This window comes from Actinomycetospora soli (assembly GCF_021026295.1).
Classification (GTDB): Bacteria; Actinomycetota; Actinomycetes; order Mycobacteriales; family Pseudonocardiaceae; genus Actinomycetospora; species Actinomycetospora soli.
Genome location: NZ_JAJNDA010000031.1, coordinates 21,283 through 39,431 on the forward strand (window position 1 = coordinate 21,283; position 18,149 = coordinate 39,431).

General features: G+C 72.7%; 18 protein-coding genes. 10 read left to right on the plus strand and 8 right to left on the minus strand.

Annotation, left to right across the window (positions count from 1 at the left end; genetic code table 11):
- Position 1 precedes the first annotated feature (1 nt).
- Together LN037_RS29295 and LN037_RS29300 are read right to left on the minus strand one after the other, a co-directional pair.
- Positions 2-343, minus strand: coding sequence for a hypothetical protein (locus tag LN037_RS29295; protein WP_230760136.1), 342 nt, complete (start codon positions 341-343; stop codon positions 2-4).
- The gene (locus tag LN037_RS29300; protein ID WP_308286210.1) at positions 340-1,050 is read right to left on the minus strand and encodes an RNA polymerase sigma factor; all 711 of its coding nucleotides are present in this window, start codon (positions 1,048-1,050) and stop codon (positions 340-342) included. The genes LN037_RS29295 and LN037_RS29300 overlap by 4 nt, the downstream gene beginning before the upstream one ends.
- A 211-nt stretch (positions 1,051-1,261) precedes the next feature.
- Between LN037_RS29300 and LN037_RS29305 the strand changes: the two genes are divergently transcribed.
- From LN037_RS29305 to LN037_RS29320, 4 genes are all read left to right on the plus strand, one after another.
- Entirely contained in the window at positions 1,262-2,137 is an 876-nt protein-coding gene (locus tag LN037_RS29305) for a DUF732 domain-containing protein (protein ID WP_230760138.1), read from the plus strand.
- A gap of 244 nt (positions 2,138-2,381) precedes the next feature.
- On the plus strand, positions 2,382-3,191 hold the full coding sequence (locus tag LN037_RS29310) for a hypothetical protein (protein WP_230760141.1): 810 nt from the start codon (positions 2,382-2,384) through the stop codon (positions 3,189-3,191).
- Positions 3,192-3,320: 129 nt separating this feature from the next.
- Positions 3,321-4,418, plus strand: a complete 1,098-nt coding sequence (locus LN037_RS29315; RefSeq protein ID WP_230760143.1) for a hypothetical protein — start codon at positions 3,321-3,323, stop codon at positions 4,416-4,418.
- A complete protein-coding gene (locus LN037_RS29320) occupies positions 4,415-5,224 on the plus strand; it encodes a hypothetical protein (protein WP_230760145.1) in 810 nt (269 codons plus the stop codon). Before LN037_RS29315 ends, LN037_RS29320 begins: the two co-directional genes overlap by 4 nt.
- Before the next feature lie 568 nt (positions 5,225-5,792).
- Here the strand turns inward: LN037_RS29320 and LN037_RS33005 are convergent.
- Entirely contained in the window at positions 5,793-5,924 is a 132-nt protein-coding gene (locus tag LN037_RS33005; protein WP_255695231.1) for a hypothetical protein, read from the minus strand.
- Between the two features lie 47 nt (positions 5,925-5,971).
- Between LN037_RS33005 and LN037_RS29325 the strand changes: the two genes are divergently transcribed.
- The 4 genes from LN037_RS29325 (at position 5,972) to LN037_RS29340 (ending at position 10,872) form a co-directional block, all read left to right on the plus strand.
- Positions 5,972-6,214 (plus strand): hypothetical protein, encoded by a 243-nt coding sequence (locus LN037_RS29325; RefSeq protein WP_230760147.1) that lies wholly within the window; start codon positions 5,972-5,974, stop codon positions 6,212-6,214.
- A gap of 87 nt (positions 6,215-6,301) precedes the next feature.
- Positions 6,302-7,135, plus strand: a complete 834-nt coding sequence (locus tag LN037_RS29330; RefSeq protein WP_230760150.1) for a hypothetical protein — start codon at positions 6,302-6,304, stop codon at positions 7,133-7,135.
- Positions 7,136-7,244: 109 nt separating this feature from the next.
- The gene (locus LN037_RS29335) at positions 7,245-9,926 is read left to right on the plus strand and encodes a serine/threonine-protein kinase (RefSeq protein ID WP_230760152.1); all 2,682 of its coding nucleotides are present in this window, start codon (positions 7,245-7,247) and stop codon (positions 9,924-9,926) included.
- A 559-nt stretch (positions 9,927-10,485) separates the two neighbouring features.
- Positions 10,486-10,872 carry a hypothetical protein gene (locus tag LN037_RS29340; protein ID WP_230760154.1) on the plus strand — a complete coding sequence of 129 codons (387 nt, stop codon included), beginning with the start codon at positions 10,486-10,488 and terminating at the stop codon, positions 10,870-10,872.
- Positions 10,873-10,905: 33 nt separating this feature from the next.
- On the opposite strand, the gene LN037_RS29345 is transcribed toward LN037_RS29340, so the two are convergent.
- From LN037_RS29345 to LN037_RS29365, 5 genes are all read right to left on the minus strand, one after another.
- On the minus strand, positions 10,906-13,089 hold the full coding sequence (locus LN037_RS29345) for a hypothetical protein (protein WP_230760156.1): 2,184 nt from the start codon (positions 13,087-13,089) through the stop codon (positions 10,906-10,908).
- On the minus strand, positions 13,086-14,918 hold the full coding sequence (locus tag LN037_RS29350; RefSeq protein WP_230760157.1) for a hypothetical protein: 1,833 nt from the start codon (positions 14,916-14,918) through the stop codon (positions 13,086-13,088). The genes LN037_RS29345 and LN037_RS29350 overlap by 4 nt, the downstream gene beginning before the upstream one ends.
- Positions 14,919-15,033: 115 nt before the next feature.
- On the minus strand, positions 15,034-15,459 hold the full coding sequence (locus LN037_RS29355) for a hypothetical protein (protein ID WP_230760159.1): 426 nt from the start codon (positions 15,457-15,459) through the stop codon (positions 15,034-15,036).
- A gap of 36 nt (positions 15,460-15,495) precedes the next feature.
- The gene (locus LN037_RS29360; RefSeq protein WP_230760160.1) at positions 15,496-15,954 is read right to left on the minus strand and encodes a PLDc N-terminal domain-containing protein; all 459 of its coding nucleotides are present in this window, start codon (positions 15,952-15,954) and stop codon (positions 15,496-15,498) included.
- Between the two features lie 142 nt (positions 15,955-16,096).
- Positions 16,097-16,516, minus strand: a complete 420-nt coding sequence (locus tag LN037_RS29365; RefSeq protein ID WP_230760162.1) for a hypothetical protein — start codon at positions 16,514-16,516, stop codon at positions 16,097-16,099.
- Between the two features lie 125 nt (positions 16,517-16,641).
- On the opposite strand from LN037_RS29365, the gene LN037_RS29370 reads away from it, so the two are divergent.
- Together LN037_RS29370 and LN037_RS29375 are read left to right on the plus strand one after the other, a co-directional pair.
- Entirely contained in the window at positions 16,642-17,487 is an 846-nt protein-coding gene (locus LN037_RS29370) for a DUF732 domain-containing protein (protein WP_230760164.1), read from the plus strand.
- A gap of 5 nt (positions 17,488-17,492) precedes the next feature.
- On the plus strand, positions 17,493-18,047 hold the full coding sequence (locus tag LN037_RS29375; protein WP_230760167.1) for a hypothetical protein: 555 nt from the start codon (positions 17,493-17,495) through the stop codon (positions 18,045-18,047).
- The last annotated feature ends 102 nt before the right edge of the window (positions 18,048-18,149 follow it).

The window sequence follows — 18,149 nt, forward strand, 5'->3', positions numbered from 1 at the left end:
GTCAACCGTGGGTGCAGTTGCGCTGCCGGGTCAGGTAGTCGTCGACGACGAGCTGGCCGGAGGTGGTGCGCCGCAGCCGCAGGTCCTTGCCGTAGGCCTCGGAGTAGAAGTCGCGGTAGGCGCGGATCGACTGGCCGTGCTTCAGCCAGGTCGAGCCCTCGAACATGTCCTCGTCGGTGAACGCGCGGGTGCCGCCCCACCCGTCGGGCTGGTCGACGGTGTAGGTGCACACGACGGCTGGGGGCAGGTCCTCGGCGACGGCAGCGGGCGCGGTGACCGCGCCGATCGATCCGACGGCGAGGGCGGTGACGGCGGTGAGACGGGCCAGCGCGGTGATGGTCATGCCCGGGGAGACCTGCGGCGATCGCGGCGCGGTTCCCTCGCGGCGGGCACTTCTGGCTGTTCCCGGCCGGGACGTGGCCGCGGCCGGGAGCAGACGCGACGTCCCGCGGATTCGTCGTCTGCCCGGTCCTGCAGCAGCCGGTACTGCTCGGCCAGAGCGGCGCGGGCCCGGGCTGCGCGGCTCTTGACCGTGCCGAGCGCGAGCTGTTCAAGCTCCGCGATCTCGGCGACCGGCAGGTCAGCGATCAGCTGGGCGAACAGGATCTCGCGGTGACTGGGCGAGAGCTCGGACAGCAGGGCCCTGAGCTCGGCGTAGACCTCGACGAGGTCGTAGCCGGGTTCGACGACCAGCAGCCGCTCGAGTGCCGCGTCCCCGAGGGTCGTCTGCCGTCGGCTGCGCAGGACGAGGGCGCGGTTGGCGGTGATGCGGTGAAGCCAGGCCCGGACCGAGACGTCGCTGTCGCCGCGGAAACTGCCGAGGTAGCGCCAGGCCCGGATCAACGCTTCCTGTACCGCGTCGTCGGCGTCGTCGGGGTCGCCGAGGACCCGCAGCGCGGTGGCCCGCAGGACCCGGGAGTGGCGGGCGAGCAGCTCGTCGAACGCGGCGTTGTCGCCGCCGCGAGCGGCACTCATGAGCTGCAGATCGCCGAGCTCGGCGGGCTCGTCGAGGGCGCGGGGGCCACGAGGGCCGAGGGCATCGAGATTCACGACGCGGCCAGACCAGACCGGGGCGGTCCGCGCGTTCCGGGCCGTGACGTTGTTCGCCTTGCCCGCTGAGACGGAACCCGCGGCGCACCCGCGTAGGTCTGTTCGGGGCCCGGCAGACCCGCCCGTGCACTCCGGCCGCGTGTCGCCGCCGATGACGATTCGCCCGGAAAAGGAGGGAACCGGAGCGTGGAGTCGGCTGGTCTGACCGGACATGAGCATCGAGCAGCCCACCTACCGGCCCGGCCCCACCGGCCCGATCCCGCCGCACGCGGGCACCGCGGGCCTCCCGGGCGTTCCGGTGGGGCCGCAGCTCGGTCCCTTGGTGGCGCCGCCCACCGGCTACCCCGCTCCGCAGCGCTTCGGTGGCCGCCCGATGCACCCCGCGACCCCGCCGGCGGGGCTGGCCCTGCCCCCCGGGTGGGCGCCGACCCACCCGGGGCTGCGCGGGCCGGTGATGTCGCCGACCGCCGGTTATCCCGGCCCGGGCCGTCGCGGTGGGTACAGCGGGGCAGGGGGTGGCCTCAGCGTCGCGGGCCTGGTGTGTGGGCTGGTCGCCCTGTCGACCAGCTGGGTGCCCTGGGTCAGCTTCCTCGCCGCGGCGCTCGCCGCCGCCGGGGTGGTCGTCAGCTCCGTCGGGCTGCACCGGGGCAGTTCCCGCCGCGGGGCGGCCATCGGTGGGCTCGCCACGAGCGCGCTCGCGGCGCTGATCGCGCTGCTGATGAGCGCGCTGTGCCTGCTCGGGGTCGCCGGCGGCGGGGTCGGCGCGACCGGAGCCGGCCCGCAGGCCCCGGTGGGGGCGGGGGCGCCGAGCTCGCAGGGCCTCCCGACGCGCGGGGTCAGCAACGACTCCGCCGCCGCGGACGAGCTGTTCCTGCGGCTGCTGCACCGCCAGGCGATCGCGCTCGAGGACACCCGGGCGCTCGGCGTGGGACGCGGCGTGTGCGGTGCCTGGCTCGACGGCGCCGACCTCTACTCCCAGGCCGTGACGGTGCGCCGCGCCGGGCTGAGCGACTTCGACTCCGGCTACGTCATCGGTGCGGCCACCCACGCCTATTGCCCCGCCTACAAGCCGCGCCTGCGTGGCTGAGCAACCGGCGCCGTGCCCGCCCGACGCAGACGCGCACCCGCCACGCTCCCGGACCCCCGCGCGGCGACCGGGTCCGAATTCGATCGCGAGCTCGATCATTCTCGGGCGACCCTGATCTCGGTGCCCGCAACCGGCCGGGCGAGAAAGCCTCGACATAGCGAACCCGCAGGTGGACGGCGAGCATCCCGCGCTGCTCCCACCGACCGCCGCCCGGCCGTAGCCCGGGGACTGATGAGGAGGAGAGATGGACCCGGCCGAGCTGCCCGACTCGTTGACCTGGGAACGCACCCGCCGCGACTGGCGCGACGTCGGCTGGGGTCGTCGGCAGACCGTGCTCAGCCGCCCGGGCTGGAGCGACCCGGCGGTCTGCCGCGACCCCGACGACGCCGATGTCGTGGCGTGTGAGCACGTCGGTCACTACTGCCTGACCCACGACGGCTATTGGGGCAGGTGCGAGCCTGGAGAAGGCTCCTTCCACCAGCTCGCCAGGAGATGCCTCGAGCACGGCTTCATCCGCCTGGTGCCCGACGACGACGAGTTCAACGGCCCCGAGGGCTACGAACCGCCGCTGACCGCGGCCCAGCTCGCCTACTGGGGCTGGACCGGAGTCAACGCCCACCGCCTTTCCCCGCACCTGCGGCTCGGCTACGAACCCCCGCGCCGCGCCGAGCTGCGTGAGGTCGTGGGAGGCGACGTCTGGCCCGCCCGGGTGCTGCGCTATCCCGACCGGGTCGACTATCGACCCTCGCTGTGGCGGTGGTGGCCGACCCCCGCCCTGGTGGTCCCCACCGGCGAGCGGTACGAGGTGCTCGCGCTGTCGCTGGCCGGCCTGGGGCTCGGCGCGGTCGCCGGCGACATCCCGGCTGCCGCGGTCGCCGACCTCGACTGGGTCGACGGGCTTCGCGTCGGGGTCCTGGACCGGGACGGCCACGTCGACATCGCCGGAGTCGCATCCGTCGTCGTCGATCCAACCGCGGGAGCACGGGCCGACTCCCCCGTGGTCCGAGCGCTGCTCGCCCCGCCCGGCGACTCCACCTCGGACGGCCCGGCATGACGAGACAGCCACCCGGCGCTCGGCGCCCGCGCTCCGTGCCTGCCGCCCCGGCGACGCCGTCGTCCCAACAGACACAGCCGCACGGACTGACTGAAGACCCTCGACCGACCACCGACGCGCGAGGAACCCATGAGCCAGCAGACGTCATCTGACCGCCCCGACTACGCCGCGGCTTTCGGTGAAGACGCGCGCGACGGCGTCCACCAGCTCGGGCATCACCACTCGCCGCGCCTGATCCGCCCGGGCCGCCGTGAGACCGTTCTCGGGCCGTGGCGCGAGCACGGGGTCCCCGTCCTCGAGGTGGACCTGACCACGGTCAGCACCGAGACCGAACTGCTCGCCCAGGTCATCGCCGTCCTCGACCTCGACATCGAACCTGCCGCGCTACGTGCCGCGCTGTGGCGCGCGCTGAACACCCAGCTGCGGCGACTTCCCTACTGGCTCAACGACTGCCGCGGCGTCGAGTATGAGTTTGCCCGGCTCCGGCCGACACGGGTCCGCGAGGCGCTCGTCATCCTGGACGGCCTCGACGAGCTCGCGTCCCGCGACCTCCAGCTCGCCGGGTGGAGCACGATCGCCGCGCCACGCCTGTTCCGGGAGCTCGGGATGGTCACCTGGGTCAAGTTCTCTCTGCGCGAGTCGACCGGCGCGGCCTCGACCGGTACCTCGGGGCGCGACGAAGCACCCGTGTCCTCGGCTGCTGTCCCGGAGGCCACCGGCCTGCTCCACAGTCAGGTCCTCGCGTCCTCGACACCGTGGGTGCTGCGCCCGGGGCTCACGGCCGCCGACTTGAGCACGTCCTGGCTGCTCGACGGCTCGCCTTACACCCACATCAAGGTCGGCGACCTCGCCCGAACCCGGCCCGGCTCCGCCCACGGCGACCTGTACCGGCTGTTCACCCGGATCCTCGATGCCTTCCCGCACCCCGAGGTCTGGCCCACGACCGGCGGCTACTTCGAGGGCGGGCCGGGGCACGACCGCTTCAACGACGTCCTCGCCGACGTCGTCGAGCTCTGGCCCCGGCGGGCGCTGATCGAGGTCCGCGGCTGGTCGGAGCTGGCGGCGACGGATCTGCACGCCGCGGTCTGGGCTCTCGAGGTGCTGCACGGGACCGCCCAGGTCGCCCCCCTCGCGGGCTGCGACCTCACCATCGTCTACACCCTGCCCGCCGAAACCGGCACCGAGACCCGCACCGAGTCACTGGAGTCCGAGGAGCACCAGCCATGACGCAGGACGGTCTCGTCGTGGCGGCCGCGCCGCTTCGCCCCGCGCTCGACGCGGCCTGGCGGCGCTACCGCGACGTCGTCCTCCGGCCGTGGCGCGGCAAGGGCAAGGGCCCGGTCCAGGAACAGGCCGCCCGTGACCTCATCGACGCTGCCGGCAGCCCCGAGGAACTCGACGCGATCGCGGTGCGGGCGACCGGGTTCGACGGCGCTGGTGAGGCCGTTGCGCTGTGCATGACGATGCAGACCGACCTCGTCACGCCGTTCGTGCAGCGCCACCTCGATGACCTCGCTGTCCTGGAGTGGGCCGTGCTGCATCGGAGGATGATCGCCGGGCTTTACAGCTGCGGGCTCTTCACGCGGTTCGCTACCGAAGACGCGATCTACCAGGACCCGGACACGGGAGCCCTGATCCACGTCGCGCTGCGATCAAGCAGCGCGGAGGTCTGGCGGGCGCTGGCCGATGAACTGCTCGCCGAAGCAGAGTTCTTGCTGCTGGACTTCGTCTGCGCTGGCCCCGACTGCGCTGGCCGACGAGGCGTCGAGTTCGGGGCGTGGCGCGCTGCGCAGCTGGCCGTCCTGCTCCGCCACGCTCCGGCCGGCGTTCCGACCGACCTGTCGTGGCGGCGGATCGACGCCCTCCGCGTGCTGATCGCGAGCTGGCTGCGCTACACCGACGCCGGGGCACCCGGCCCATTCGAGGACTGGTTCCATGCCGAAGAGAACGGCCGTCGAGAGCCCCACTCCCCCACCACGTCCCTCCCAGACCCTGCACGTGGAGAAGCTGCCAGTCCGTGTCAGCAGGAGTGACGCAACGCCGAATGCGCATCAACCGGAGCCGCCCCCGCGAACCCTGACCGATCTGCGGCGGGACGGCCGCCGACCAGCGACGTTCTCCCCACGCCAGCCGGCGCCCGCCCGCGTCGGCCTGCCCGACGGCCGCTCCTGGCACGGAGCTCGGAGGACCTGTCCGTGCGACGGCCGACCAGCGGGGCGGGGGCGGTGGAGCAGGCGCACGGGCGCGGTGACCCTGGCCGGGTGTCTCGTCGCGTCGGGTCCTGCTGCCGGGGCGGCGGCCTCACCAGTCGACCCGGCCTCCGCTGCGCCCGCTCCGCAGTCCGACGTCGCCTCTGGCGCGTGGGAGCCGATCGCGGTCGCGGCGGGCTCGGGGTGGATCTGGGCCCTGGTCGGCTTCGGTGTGCTGTTCCTGGCGCTGATGGCGGGCGGGGTCCTGCTCACCGTCACCCAGCGCCGCACGGCCTACCCGACTCCCGAGAACCCGGGGACCGCGACCCAACCGGGCCAGCGGGCCGGCGCCGAGATCGGGGGCGCCGAGATCGGGGGCGTCGTGGGCGGGGGCGTCGTGGGCGGGCCGTCGTCACGGCCGGGGGCCGGTGGCCGGTCGGCGCCGGATCAGGTGTTGCGGGCGCTGTGCGCGGTGGGCGCGCAGCATCCGGGGTGGCAGGTACTGCTCGGCGGCGCGGAGCACGACGTGGACCTGGTCGTGCACTGGATCACCGACGACGGCTTCCGGGTGCCAACGAGTATCGCTACGCGGTGCTGCTCGTCCTCGAGCCGTCCACCGCCTCCGTGCATGCGCTCAAGAAGCTGCGCAGGCGTCGGAACTCGTTCTTCGACGGCGAACGAGCCTCGACCTCCGGATCGTTCGTCGCCTATCGGGCCGCGACCTGGACATGGGAGCGGGACAGCTCGGGCAAGCGCCGCTGGCGGCGCACGTGGTCGTTCTCCACTTCCGAGCTCACCGACGCGCTCGCCGTGATCTCAGCCGCCCACGGCTAGCGGTTCCCGAACGTCGGCGCGCTGCCCGCCCGCGCGAACATCACCGAGCAGAGAACCAGATCGGACCTCGGGCCGGTCTGACCCGCCATGACGTGCACCGCCTCGACCGCCTGCCTGGGCGACGTGGTCCTCGCCGCCGGCTCCGGCCGCGACGTCGACCCGAACGGTCGCCTGTTCTTCGGCGTCCTGGGTCTGCTCGCCCTCGGCGCGAGCTGGGCGGCGCTCACCGGCCGCTGGCGCAGCTGGGTCGGGGACGCCCGCAGGACCATCATCGCGATCTGCGGTCCCGGTTACGCGCTGATCGTGCTGCCCCACGCAACCGGCATGACCGACCTCCCGAAGGACTCCGCGGCCTACGTGCTGCTCGCGATGGTCCCGTTCGCCGCCGGGTCGCTGTGGGTGCCGGTCGGGTTCGTGCTCGCGGCGGTGTTCGACCTCAAGCGCCCGCGCTGGATGCAGCCACGCTGGTTGCGCCGCAGCCTCGAACCGCCCCGTCAGGTCATGATCGCCAAGGCGCGCCGCCGGCGCGGCGCCCGATCCGAGAACAAGGAGGGCCCCGTGGAGATCACGGCCGGCCAGGTCTGGCGCTACCGCACCCGGCCCGGCGAGCACGCCTCCCGCGCCCACGTGCTGCTCGTGGAGGACGACCCCGAGCTCGGGGCGCTCGTGCACGCCCGCCTCGAGGGCGTGTGCGTGTCCAACCCCAACACCGAGGGCGGGGTCTCCACCTGGCTCGGGCACGTTCCGATCACCCGCGCGGCGTTCGAGGCCAGCGTGATCGCCGTCGTCGCCGCCGACGACGACCCGCCCGACCTCGAGGGCTACCGGCTCTGGCGCGACGCCCACGGCGGCGCGTTCTCGAAGCCGCTCGCCGAGGTGGTCAGCGACATCGAGGCCATCGTCTCCGGCGTCGACTCGTGAACCGCCGCAACCCCATCGAAACGCCGCGTACTGGCCAAACGGTGATCTATGAGCTGGAATGCCGCGGGGGCGCGAACACGTCAGCGGTCCGGGCCTACGGGGAGGCGTCGTGACCGGGGTAGCGCAGAAGATCGGGCCGTTCACGCTGCACGAGCTGCTCGGGATCGGCGGCGCTGCTCAGGTGTGGCGGGCGACCGACGAGCGCGTCCCGCGCACCGTCGCGCTCAAGCTGCTCGACGAGAACCTCGCCCGCGACGAACACGCCCGGGCCCGGTTCCTGCGCGAAGCCCGCCACGCCGCCGCTCTCGAGCACCCGCACCTGGTGCCGATCTACGACTACGGCCAGGCCGACGGCCGGCTGTTCCTCTCGATGCGCCCGGTCGAGGGCGGCAACCTCGCCGAGACCATCGCCGAAGGCCCGCTGCCCGCGCGGCGCGCCGTCGCGATCCTCGCTCAGGTCGCGGACGCGCTCGCCGAGGTCCACCGCCACGGCCTGGTCCACCGCGACGTCAAGCCCTCGAACATCCTGCTCGGCGTCGACTCCGCCGGCCGCGACTACGCCTACCTCGCCGACTTCGGGCTCGCCCGCGCCGCCGCCGAGGACGTCACCGAGGTCACCGCCCGCGGCGCCGTGCTCGGCACCTCCCCCTACCTCGCGCCCGAGCAGTACTACGGCAACGCCGATGCCCGCACCGACCAGTACGCGTTGGGCTGTGTGCTGTTCACCTGCCTGGCGGGGCGCGCCGCCTACCAGCAGGCCACCCCCGCCGAGCAGATGACGGCCAAGCTCCGGTCGGCGCCGCCGCGCCTCAGTACGTCAGCACCGCAGGCGGGCTTCCTCGACGACGTCATCGCCCGTGCGATGGCCACCCGCCCCGAGGACCGTTTCCGCAGCGTCGACCACTTCATCGCCGTCGCCCGCCGCGCGATCGAGCACGGCGAGTTCCGGGCCAGCACCCCCCGCCGCAAGGTGGCGCTGACCTGGGGTGGTGGCACCCGCTCGAGCTCGGTCGCCGGCCTGGACACCACCACCATCGTCACCGGCAGCCCGCTGCTCGCCCCCGCACCCCCGTCCCGGCGGGTCGCGCTCGCCGGCGCCGCGATCTCCGTCGCGGTCGTCGTGCTCGCGGGCACCATCACCGGCGCCATCGCGTTGGCCCAGCGCTCCGACGCGGCCTCCGCCCCCGCGCCGGTCGCGGGTCCCGCCGCCCCCGACCCGGCGGCAGCTCCTCCCGCGCCCGCGGCGACCATCACACCGGCCAGCGACCCGCTGCCCCTCCCGGTGTCAACGCTGCCCGTGGCCGGGCGCCCGGAGACCGTGGCGGTCTCTCGCGACGGCGCCACCGCCTGGACGACGACGTCGGACCCCGCGGCCCCCGCCGTACACGCCATCGACACCGCCACCAACACGGTCACCGCGACCATCCCGCTGCCCGGGCTGCCGCGGTTCGTGGTGCTCAACCCAGCCACCGACAACGTCTACGTCACCTACAACGACCTCAGCGCCGACAAGCTCCTCGTCGCCGGCATCGACGCCGGGAAGCGGGAGATCGTCAAGACCATCGAGACCGGGCAGCCCGCCGACCGCAAGACCGGGCAGACCTGGCTGTTCGTCTCCGCGATGTCCGCCGACGGCACCCGGCTCTACGTCCCCCACCACAACCGCTCCGTGGTCTCGGTCCTCGACACCGTCACCAACACCCCGGTCGCGCAGATCGCGCTGCCGAAGAACCCGCACGCCATCTCGATCACCCCCGACGGCACCCGCGCACTGGTCACCGCCCACATGTCCGGCGAGGTCGACGAGATCGACCTGCGCACGAACAGCTTCCTGCGGGCGGTGCCGATCGGTCCCGGCACCAGTCCCCACGACGTCGACATCTCCCCCGACGGCCGCATCGCCCACGTCGCGAACTTCGACGCCGGCACCGTCTCGGTCCTAGACCTCACCACCGGCACGGTCACTGCGACCGTCCCGCTCGGCGGGAAGCCGCAGTCGGTGGTGTTCGCCCCGGACGGGCGCCGCTCCTACGTCATCGACAACGCCACCAACCAGCTGCACGTCATCGACGCCGCCGCTTCCACGGCCGTTGGTGCAGTGCCGCTCGCCCCCGGGGCGTCGATGGTGACGGTCTCCTCCGACGGCGCCCGCGCCTGGGTCGCCAGCCGCGACGCCAGCGTCGTCACCACCCTGCTGACCGTCCCCAGCCCGGCATCGGGAACCCAGAGCACTCCCAGCCCGACACCAGCGCCGCCGTCCACCCCTCTGCCCGAGCCGCCCGCGGCGCCGAGCCAGCTGCAGCCGTTCCGGCCACGGATCCCGCTGTGGGATACCTCGATCCCAAGGCGATTCGAAGTGCTGCCGGACGACGCGCCCGAAGTCGCCGCCAACCCGACCATCGCGGCGGCCGTCCGTAACGGGTCCGGCGCCCTTGCCATCGACCGCGAGACCACCACCGCTACCGGCTACCGCCCGACTATCGGCGGGCTCTGCGGGCGAGTCCAGGCGCAGACCGACCAGCAGCTCGCCGAGGAAATGAAGCAAGCCGTCCTGCCCATCGCCGCCGGGCCCATCCCTCCGGCCTACGCCGTCCGGCCCGTCGGGGGCAGCCCACGCGGCAAGATCGTGGGCCGCTACCAGATGCAGGTCGGCGCGACCCGCGTCCACGTCACCCAGGTCGCCCAGCTCGCCGCCCCCGGCCAGGTATGTCTCCTGACCATGGCCACCGACGATCCCGTGCGCGACGCCGCCGAAATCTCCATCGCCGAAGGCAGCTTCATCGTGCGTTAGGCCTGACGGACCGGCTGGTTCCTCGATCGCTGCGCCGAGAGAGCTGGTGCTCTCTGGTAGAGCGACGGAAGCGTCAGCCGCCGACACGGTGACACCCCAAAGAAGATCTAACAAACAGGACAGCCGGGTCGATCTTGCTGGGAGAAGCGCGTCGCGTGGAGGAAAGTTGACTGCTGCAACGTGTAAATGTGGTGCATTCCCCGAGACCACCTGTCTTTACTGCGGCACCCTCGGCTGTTTCGATTGCCACCAGCGGATACCCGAGCTGTCGGGCTGGTACTGCGTAGGCTGCAGCGCAGCCGAGCGAGCCGAAAGGAAGAGTCGCCGAGAGGCGAGCGAATCGAGTGAGATCACACGCTATCGGGCTCTTCCCGCTGCCTCACGCGAGAAGGTCGTCGCCTTCCTGCGCGGCAGCATCACAGAGCTCGGCGACGGCGTCACGTGTCAGACGTGGGGTTGGACTGCGAAGGACGCGGCGTCTGTACTGCAAGAGGTCCTGGGGCCTCACGCTCGCTTCTCGATTCGGGGTTGCTCCTTCACGCTGGGCAAAGAGGAAGGCGTGGTCCGCACGGAGAAGTGGACTCGCACTCTTCATCGAGATGGGCGCGTAACTACGACCGCGTATTCGCACGGGGGCGACTCCGACTCGCCGTTCCTCGACAGCATGTCAGTAGTCGAGAGGACCGTCCTCAAGCCTGGGGACCGCTTTAACTCGATGCAGTTCCAGCCTCACGCCAAGAGGCCTATTGAGTACACTATCTGGCCGTTGATACTGGAGGACATCGAGCGGAACCGGCGCATCATCGCATCGCGGGCCGCCAGCGATCGCATCGATCAGGACATGCGAGCTCTCGCAGCTAGGCAGGAGGCACGGAAGGATCGCGTGTTCAAGCTCGCCGCGGCTCTGGTGGTACTGCTCATCATCGGCTTCATTCTCTTCTGGTAAAGACAACGCGGGCCAAGGATATTCTTGGTCGAATTAATCGAGCGCATCGAAGTCGAAGCCGTAGCGGGTATTCCATGCGCGGGCGGCGCTGATGGGCCGCTCGCGGTCGGCGTTGAAGAGGCTGAGCAGGTCCTCGTAGAGATCGGTCAGGACGTATTCCAGGCCGAGGAGAGGCTCTCCGTGGTCGAGCATTGAACGGGCTCCTTCGAGTCGTTCCACGGCCTCCTGGTCAGCCGGTACGACTCGATCCATCAGCTCGACGATCACGCCTTCGGCGTCGGGCACCCCGAGCCAGCGTCCGGCGAGGCGTTGGGCCAGGTCGGGATGACGGGTGCTGAGGGGCTCGGTCATCACCGCGACCATGCCCTTGAGCATGGGTCGAGCGAGGAGCGGCACCCCGAGCGGTCCGCGTTCGCTGAGCTCGTGAGCGAGGAGGGCGCGGCTGTTGGGCTGGCGAGCTGCGTTCCAGAGCGGGTTGAACCACACACTGGGGTCGCCGGGCTCACCCAGATCGTCCAAGCAAGCCTTGATCGCTCGACGCAGCCGCGGTCGGCGGTCGTCGACTCCGGTGGTGCCGTCGTCGAGCCACCACTCACGGGGTGCGGATCGCAGTTCAGCGGGCCGGTCGAGGAGACCCAGCCAGCCCTGCAATCGAAGGGCGATACCGGTGGTGTTCAGCGCTGCGGCCTCGGTGGACGCGGGCGGGAGCTGCTCGCGTGTCGCGGCCAGTAGCTGGCCCGCACGCGCGGGGCCAACCCAGCGAGCGGCGGCGGCGATCTCGGCGGCGCGATGTTTGGTGTCGACGGCCGGCGTGCGACCCAGGAGCGCCCGGAGCAACACGTCCGGTTCGCTGCGGCGGCCCGCGAGGATCGCGGCGCGTTCGTGCGCGGGCTGCTCGTCGACCATGGCGAGCAGGACCTCGACCGGGACCTCCTGGAGCCCGGCGGCGATCTCGACCAGCGCGGAGGACCTTTCCCGCGGTCGGGAATGATCGGCGGTGAGCTGGAGGGCGCGGGCGAGCGCGCGGCGGTGCACCGCGAGCCAGGTGGCGGTCGGCAGCGGATGAGCGTGCCACCGGTCCGCGTCGTCCCCGTCCACCGATCCGTCACCATGTAGTGACGGTTCTCCCACGTGGGCGAGGAAGGCCGGGAGCTGGTCGTGGTGGGTCCGGGCGAGGTCGACGATGTCGCGGCGGGTCGCGCCCCATGCTGGGAGCACCACCGGCCCGGGTTCTGGCTGGTCGTCGACGGCCCCGGGTGCACGACCGAACGGTCGCAGCGCACCGAAGCGGCCCTCCTCGACTTCACCGTGGGCGGGCAGGACGCGGGAGACGGCGCGGCTGGGGCGGTGGCGGGCGAGCCACCCGGCGCGGCTCGGGGCGAGCAGGTAGGCGGCGGCCCGCGCGGGAGCAGCGTGGGCCAGGTCGGCGCGCCACAGCCACGCCGCAGGCGCTCGGTCGGCGGGTCCTCGCGCCTCAAGCAGGTCAAGCACGGCCGCCGCCTGCTCGCGGTGTGCGCGCACGACGCCCACCGCGGCGGGAAATCCCCGCTGGTCCCACCACCGGTCCCGCACCGCGGTCGGGGTGTCGTCGAGGTCGGCGGCGACCATCGCAAGGACCTCGCCCGGTCGGTGTCGGGCGATCGCGCGCCACTCCAAGCCGGACAGGTGCATCAGCTCGGGCAGGTGGCGAGCGAGCCACGCTGTGGGCAGGGCGGGCAGCATCCGGGCTGCGGTGCGCGGCCCGAGGGCGCGGCGGGCCCGCCCGATCAGTGCCTGGGCGAGTTCCGGGCGCCGCCGTAGCCGCGGGTTGACCGCCACGGCGGCCGCGACCGCCCGGGGCAGCGCCGGGAACCGGTCGACCAGCATGTCGTGGTCGACGAGGTCCAGCCCGCGCCCGGAGGCCAGCCGTGCAGCGACGGCGACCGGGCCGTCGACGAGCATTTCGCTGATCCAGACCTCGTCGCGGGCGAGGAGCGCGACGGTGGCCGCGACCTGGCCGGGGTCACCGCCGTCGTGCTCGCGGTGGCGCCACAGGCCCTCGAGCACCGCCTCGACCCGTGGGCCGGCGGCGAGTTCCGAGCCGATCCACCGCCACCGTGCGCTCTCGGACAGCGGCAGGAGTTCCCGGAGCACCGCATCCACCCAGACGCGGTCACCGGCAACGGGAATCCGCGGGTCGTGCGCGGTCGACGGGGCGTCCGGCGTGGAGCTCGTCATGACGTTCCGTGGCCCGGCGGGGGCCAGTCGTGCGGGACGCGTCGGGGGAAGCGGGGGTCGAGGACCTCGCCGAGCATCACCCCGCGACCGACTCGCTTCCGCCCTGAGGTCACCCAGAACTCGAAGCGGTCCGGCACACCGGCGGCCCGCAGTGTCTCGCCGATGAAGGGGGTGATCACCACGTCGACGTCGCGGCGGCCGGGGACGAACGACTGCCCGTCGAGATCGTCGAGGAACATCCCGAAGCACTCCGCCGCGTCGGGCAGCAGGTCGGGGTCGAGCGGGAACACCAGCAGCGAGCGGGTCTGCGGGGGCAGCGCGTAGTGCGGGCCTTCGCCGATGATCCGGGGGTCGTCGAACAGGTCGATCCGGGCCCGGAGCTGCCACCAGCGCGCGGGGCTGAACGCGGCCCTGCTTTCGAGGCGACGTTCGCGGCGTTCGGCGGTGCACTCGGCGCGGTGGCGGGCCAGGAAGTCGGGGAACACCGCGCCGGCGAGGAACGATCGGACGTCGTCGTAGGTCGCTTCGGGGCTGTCGGCGGGGTCGTCGAGCCAGCGGGTGACCGCGACCCGCCCGTCGTGGCGGTGCCAGGACGCGCGCAGACCCCGCTCGCGGCGCTGGGCGAACACCACCCACTCGCTGTCCGGGTTCGAGGGGAAGAAGAGCGAGTCGGAGGCGAGGTGTGTTCCGTGTTCGCCGGTCAGCAGCGTCCAGGCGTCGAGGTCGACCAGGCCCGCGCCGTGCAGCAGCGCCAGCTCTGGCGGGATCGCGGCCTCCGCGGGCCAGGCGGCGGGCACGGCGTAGGCGTCGTCGGTCCTGATGACCTCGGGGTGGTCGCGGGCGTAGCTGGCGTCGTCGTCGAGGCGCTCGAGCAGGTCCGGCATCAGTCGGGTCTCCAGGAACGCCCAGATGTCGGGGAACCGTTCGCCGCGGGCCTCCCAGCCGCTGCTGGCGTGCATGTGCACGATGACCACCTCGCCGGTGGCCGGGATCAGGCAGGCGTGGTCGTCGTTGTCGATCCGCGCGGCGAACGGCACCCGGCCGGTGCCGGGGTAGAGCTCGTCGTGCCGGTGTTGCCGGGCCCGGCCGTTGTCCCCAGCGAGCAGCTCCCACGCGACGAGACCACTCGGCGCGGCCATCCCGAGGGTGTGCAGCCGCCCGACCTCCGGGGGGACCTCCAGCTCACGGGGCCAGGGCACCGGCAGCGGCGGGCGCGGCGGGACCCGACGACCCGCACCTGTGGGCGGCGCCAGGTGACGGGCCGGACGGGGGATGCCCAGCTCGCGGCGCGCCCGGTCGAGTAGCAGGTCGAGTACCACCAGGTCGCTGTGCGGCTGGTGAGGCCGGACACTCGGGAATCCTGAGAGGTACACCTTCGCGGTCTGCGACCCGTGCCCGCCCCACTGCACCAGGTCGAGCCGGTGCGGGCTGCTCGTCGAGACGAACTCGATGCCGTCGTCGTCGTCGGCTAGCGAGCACATCGTGATCTCGAAGCAGTGCCCGTTGGCCCACGCATCGGCGTCGCTCGGTCGGCACCACGCGTCGATGTCGTCGCTGAAGCCCGGTGCGTCGAGCAGCGGCGGCGGGTCGGCCAGGGCGAGCGTCTCGCGGACCAGCGCGACGATGTCCTCGAGCAGCGCCAGCTCGACGCCGTCGGAGGTGGCGTTGCGGACGTCGGCCATCCAGCTGGGGCGAGCGTGGTCCCGGCGCACCACCAGCAGCGGCCGCGTCGTCGTGTTGTCGGTGACGGTCAGCAGAGCGCCGTCCATGACGAACTCGCTGACCAGCCGCAGCTCTAGGCCCCGCACCGTCTCCGTCTGCGCCGCCATCTGCTCCCCCCGGCCTCATCCGATCATGGCTGTCCACATGGCTGTCCACGTCGCCGCTTTCACTCCGTTTCCGCTCTGCGGTGCTTCCCGGCAACACCTGCCGGGGCGGCGACGTTCAGGCAGGCGGGGAGGTCTCCTCGGGCGCGCGGCCCGGCGCGGTGATCCAGCGGCGCCCGGGGACCCGCGGTGACTGCCGTCGCGCCGCGGCGGGATCGCGGCCTAGGGCGATGAGGTGGTCGCGCAGCAGCGCGACCAGCTCGGGTACCGCCACGGTGACGTGGTCGGGGGCGATGAGGTCCTCGATCCGCCCGACGCCGTCCTCGAGGTCGACCACCACGACCGTCAGGTTGAGTTCGCGCTCGACGACCACGAGGTCCCCGGGATCATGCAGCACGGCGAGGAGGTGCTCAGCTGCGCCGGCGTCGAGTTCGCGGGGGTCCAGCAGCTGGGACACCAACCGCAACGCGCGCAGCTCGGCCACCGACCGCCCAGCCCCACCCGGCGCGTCCGCGCTGTGGTCGGCTCCGCTCGCGTCGTCCACCCTGCTCCCCGCCCTTCGTGCCGGTGTCCGGCAACGTCACCGATCCGAGATGCCCGCATCGACGCCCGGGTCGTCCGGCCCCTCACCGGACCCGGCGCTGGGCTGATCCTCCCTGCGGTCGCCGGAATGTTCTTCAAGACGTTGCCCGTTCCGGCGTTCGGCTTCTCGCCGGCGCTGCGCCGCGGCGCGTTCGCGTAGTCCGGCGAGGAACGCCTCGTCCTGAAGGGGGTCGGTCGGCATCGCCCGGTTCGGCCGGTCGTACTCAGGGAAACGCGCCGAGACCGGGTCCGGAGGGCGATTGGACCGCGCGGGCTGCGGGCGGCCGAACAGGAGCCACAGCACGGCGCCCACGGTCCCTGCCAGCAGCACGACCAGCAGCCACAGCAGCTTCGGCAACGCCCGGCAGTCCGCTTCCTCGGCCGTGATCACGTCGATGATGCTGAACAACCACAGCAGCAGCGCTGCCAGCCCGAGCAGTCCCCCGACATAGACCACGATCCACCCCTCGAGCCGCCCGCTGGCCGTGTCAGGCCGAGCTGTCGAGCAGGTAGACCCCCGCCGCATCCCGAACGGTTCCCCGAAACCGCGAAATAGCTCCCCCACCCCTCGGTCGGCGTCGCCGCGGTCGCCTTCCAGGTCAGGGGCTGGCGAGGCGGCGCAGCCGCCGGAACAGGTAGTTGATCGCGGACGCCGCGGTGCGCTGCGGGATCAGGCCCTCCTTCGCCTTCGCGGTCACCGACACCAGGGTCGAGGCCTCGTGCCGCATTGTGAGGCGCACCCGGACGATCGTCGGGTTCAGGGCGAAGCAACCCGCGCCGAGCACGCCGCTGATCTGGACGACACCGGGCTCCGGGCGGCGCACCAGCGGATGGCGACTGCGGCGACGGAACGCGGCGAGCACCGTCTCCTCGCAGCCCGACAGCGACAGCGCCAGCAGCTCCGCGTGGCTCTTCTCGACCGTCGGCAGGAAGCCCGCCACCATCGCCGGCCCGCCCTGGCCCACTGCCCCGGCCAGCCGGTCGAGCTCCCACCCCAGCTGGGCCTCGTCGTGATCCACCGGGTCAGCATCGGCGGTCCCCCGCCCGCGCAGCAAGCACGCCGCCACCGCACCTGATGCTGCAGCTCGGAGGTCACAGCGAAGTTGGTGGAACCGTCGAGCCGCGCTGCGCGGTCTGCCCCGTCATGAGCATCGAGGAGCCCCGCACCGCCGCCCCCCTCTCCCGTCCCGGTGCGGCACCCGGCCGCGCTCCGAGCTCCGCGCCGCGCCCGCCCGGCCGGCCGGACCTGTTCGGCGCGCCCGCGACCGGACCGTCGGGCCCCGGTGGCTGGTCGCCGACCCCGAACCCGCTGCCGACCCGGACCGCTGACTACCTCGGGCCGACCGGGACCTGGCCCGCTCCCGCGCCAACGGGGCAGTGGGCACCTCCGACACCTCGGTCGGGCGCCGGGCTGGCGGTCACCGGGCTGATCCTGGGCGCGATCGGGGTCGGGCTCGGCTGGGTGCCGGTCGTGAGCTTCCTCGCCGTCCTGATCGCTCTCGGCGCACTGGTGTGCGCGGTGATCGCGTTCGCCCGCAGCGCCGCGCCGCGGCCCCGCGTGTCACAGGTCGGGCTCGCCGTCGCGGTCGCCGCGCTGATCGTGTCGCTGGTCGGGAGCATCTTCAGCGTGGAGCTCATCGCTGACCGACTCGAGGCCCGCCGGCAGGTGACCGCCCCGATCAGCGCGCCCGTCAGCCCGAACGTTCCGGCTCGACCAGGCGCGGCACCGCCAGGTGCGGTGCCGCCCGGCGTCACCAACTACGGACCCGGCCCGGAACGCATCTTCCTCACCGCCGTCCGACGCGTCGGCGTCGTCGTCACCGACGAGCGCGCCGCGGTCGATCTCGGCTACGGCGTCTGCGGGTTGATCGTGGACGGCGTGCCCCGCCAGCAGATCTACCAGGAGGTCGCCGAGGCCAGCGGTCTCCCGTCCAGCGAGGCCGCAGGGGTCGCCGGCGCCGCCATCGGCTCCTTCTGTCCGGGACGCTGACCAGGATGAACCTCTCCTACGGGCTCGAGCTCGCGGACCCCGACGAGCTTCGTTGGCTCCGAGAGCTCGACCCCGAGGCATCGCTGAGCTTCATGCCGCACGTCTGGCCCGCCGAGACCTGGGTCCTCCACGGGATGTGGGAGGTGCCTGGCGCCGATCCCTCCGACGTCCTCGCTGTCGAGCGCCTACCCCGCGGGGGGCTCTTCGCCACCCAGATCACGGGGTTCCCGTCCCCACCGCCGGGGTGGCCGCGGTTGTGGTGGCGAGACCTCGGCGCCCGGCTCGGCGAGCCCCTGGCGACCACGGCGCGCACACAGCCCGCTCCTCCGTGCTTCCGCTGGTTCAGCCTCGTGCGCTGGCCGGACTGGATCACCCAGCCCTGCGAGGGCAGCCTCGACCAGCCGACCGCCGACCGACTCCTCTCCGTCCTCACCCGCTTCACCTCTGGGGGCGGCGACGGCAGCTGCTTCGTGCATTACTCCGGGGCCGGTTGGCCCTTCGGGGAATGGGCGCCACTGACCTTCCGCGGACCGCTGCTGCTGACGACGCCTGAATCCTGACCCCTCTGCGACGGGTGAATCTGGACCCCCTTGCCGATGGGAAGGGGTGTTGAAGGTGGAGGACTGGGCGGAGATCCGGCGCCTGCATCGGGCGGAGGCGAT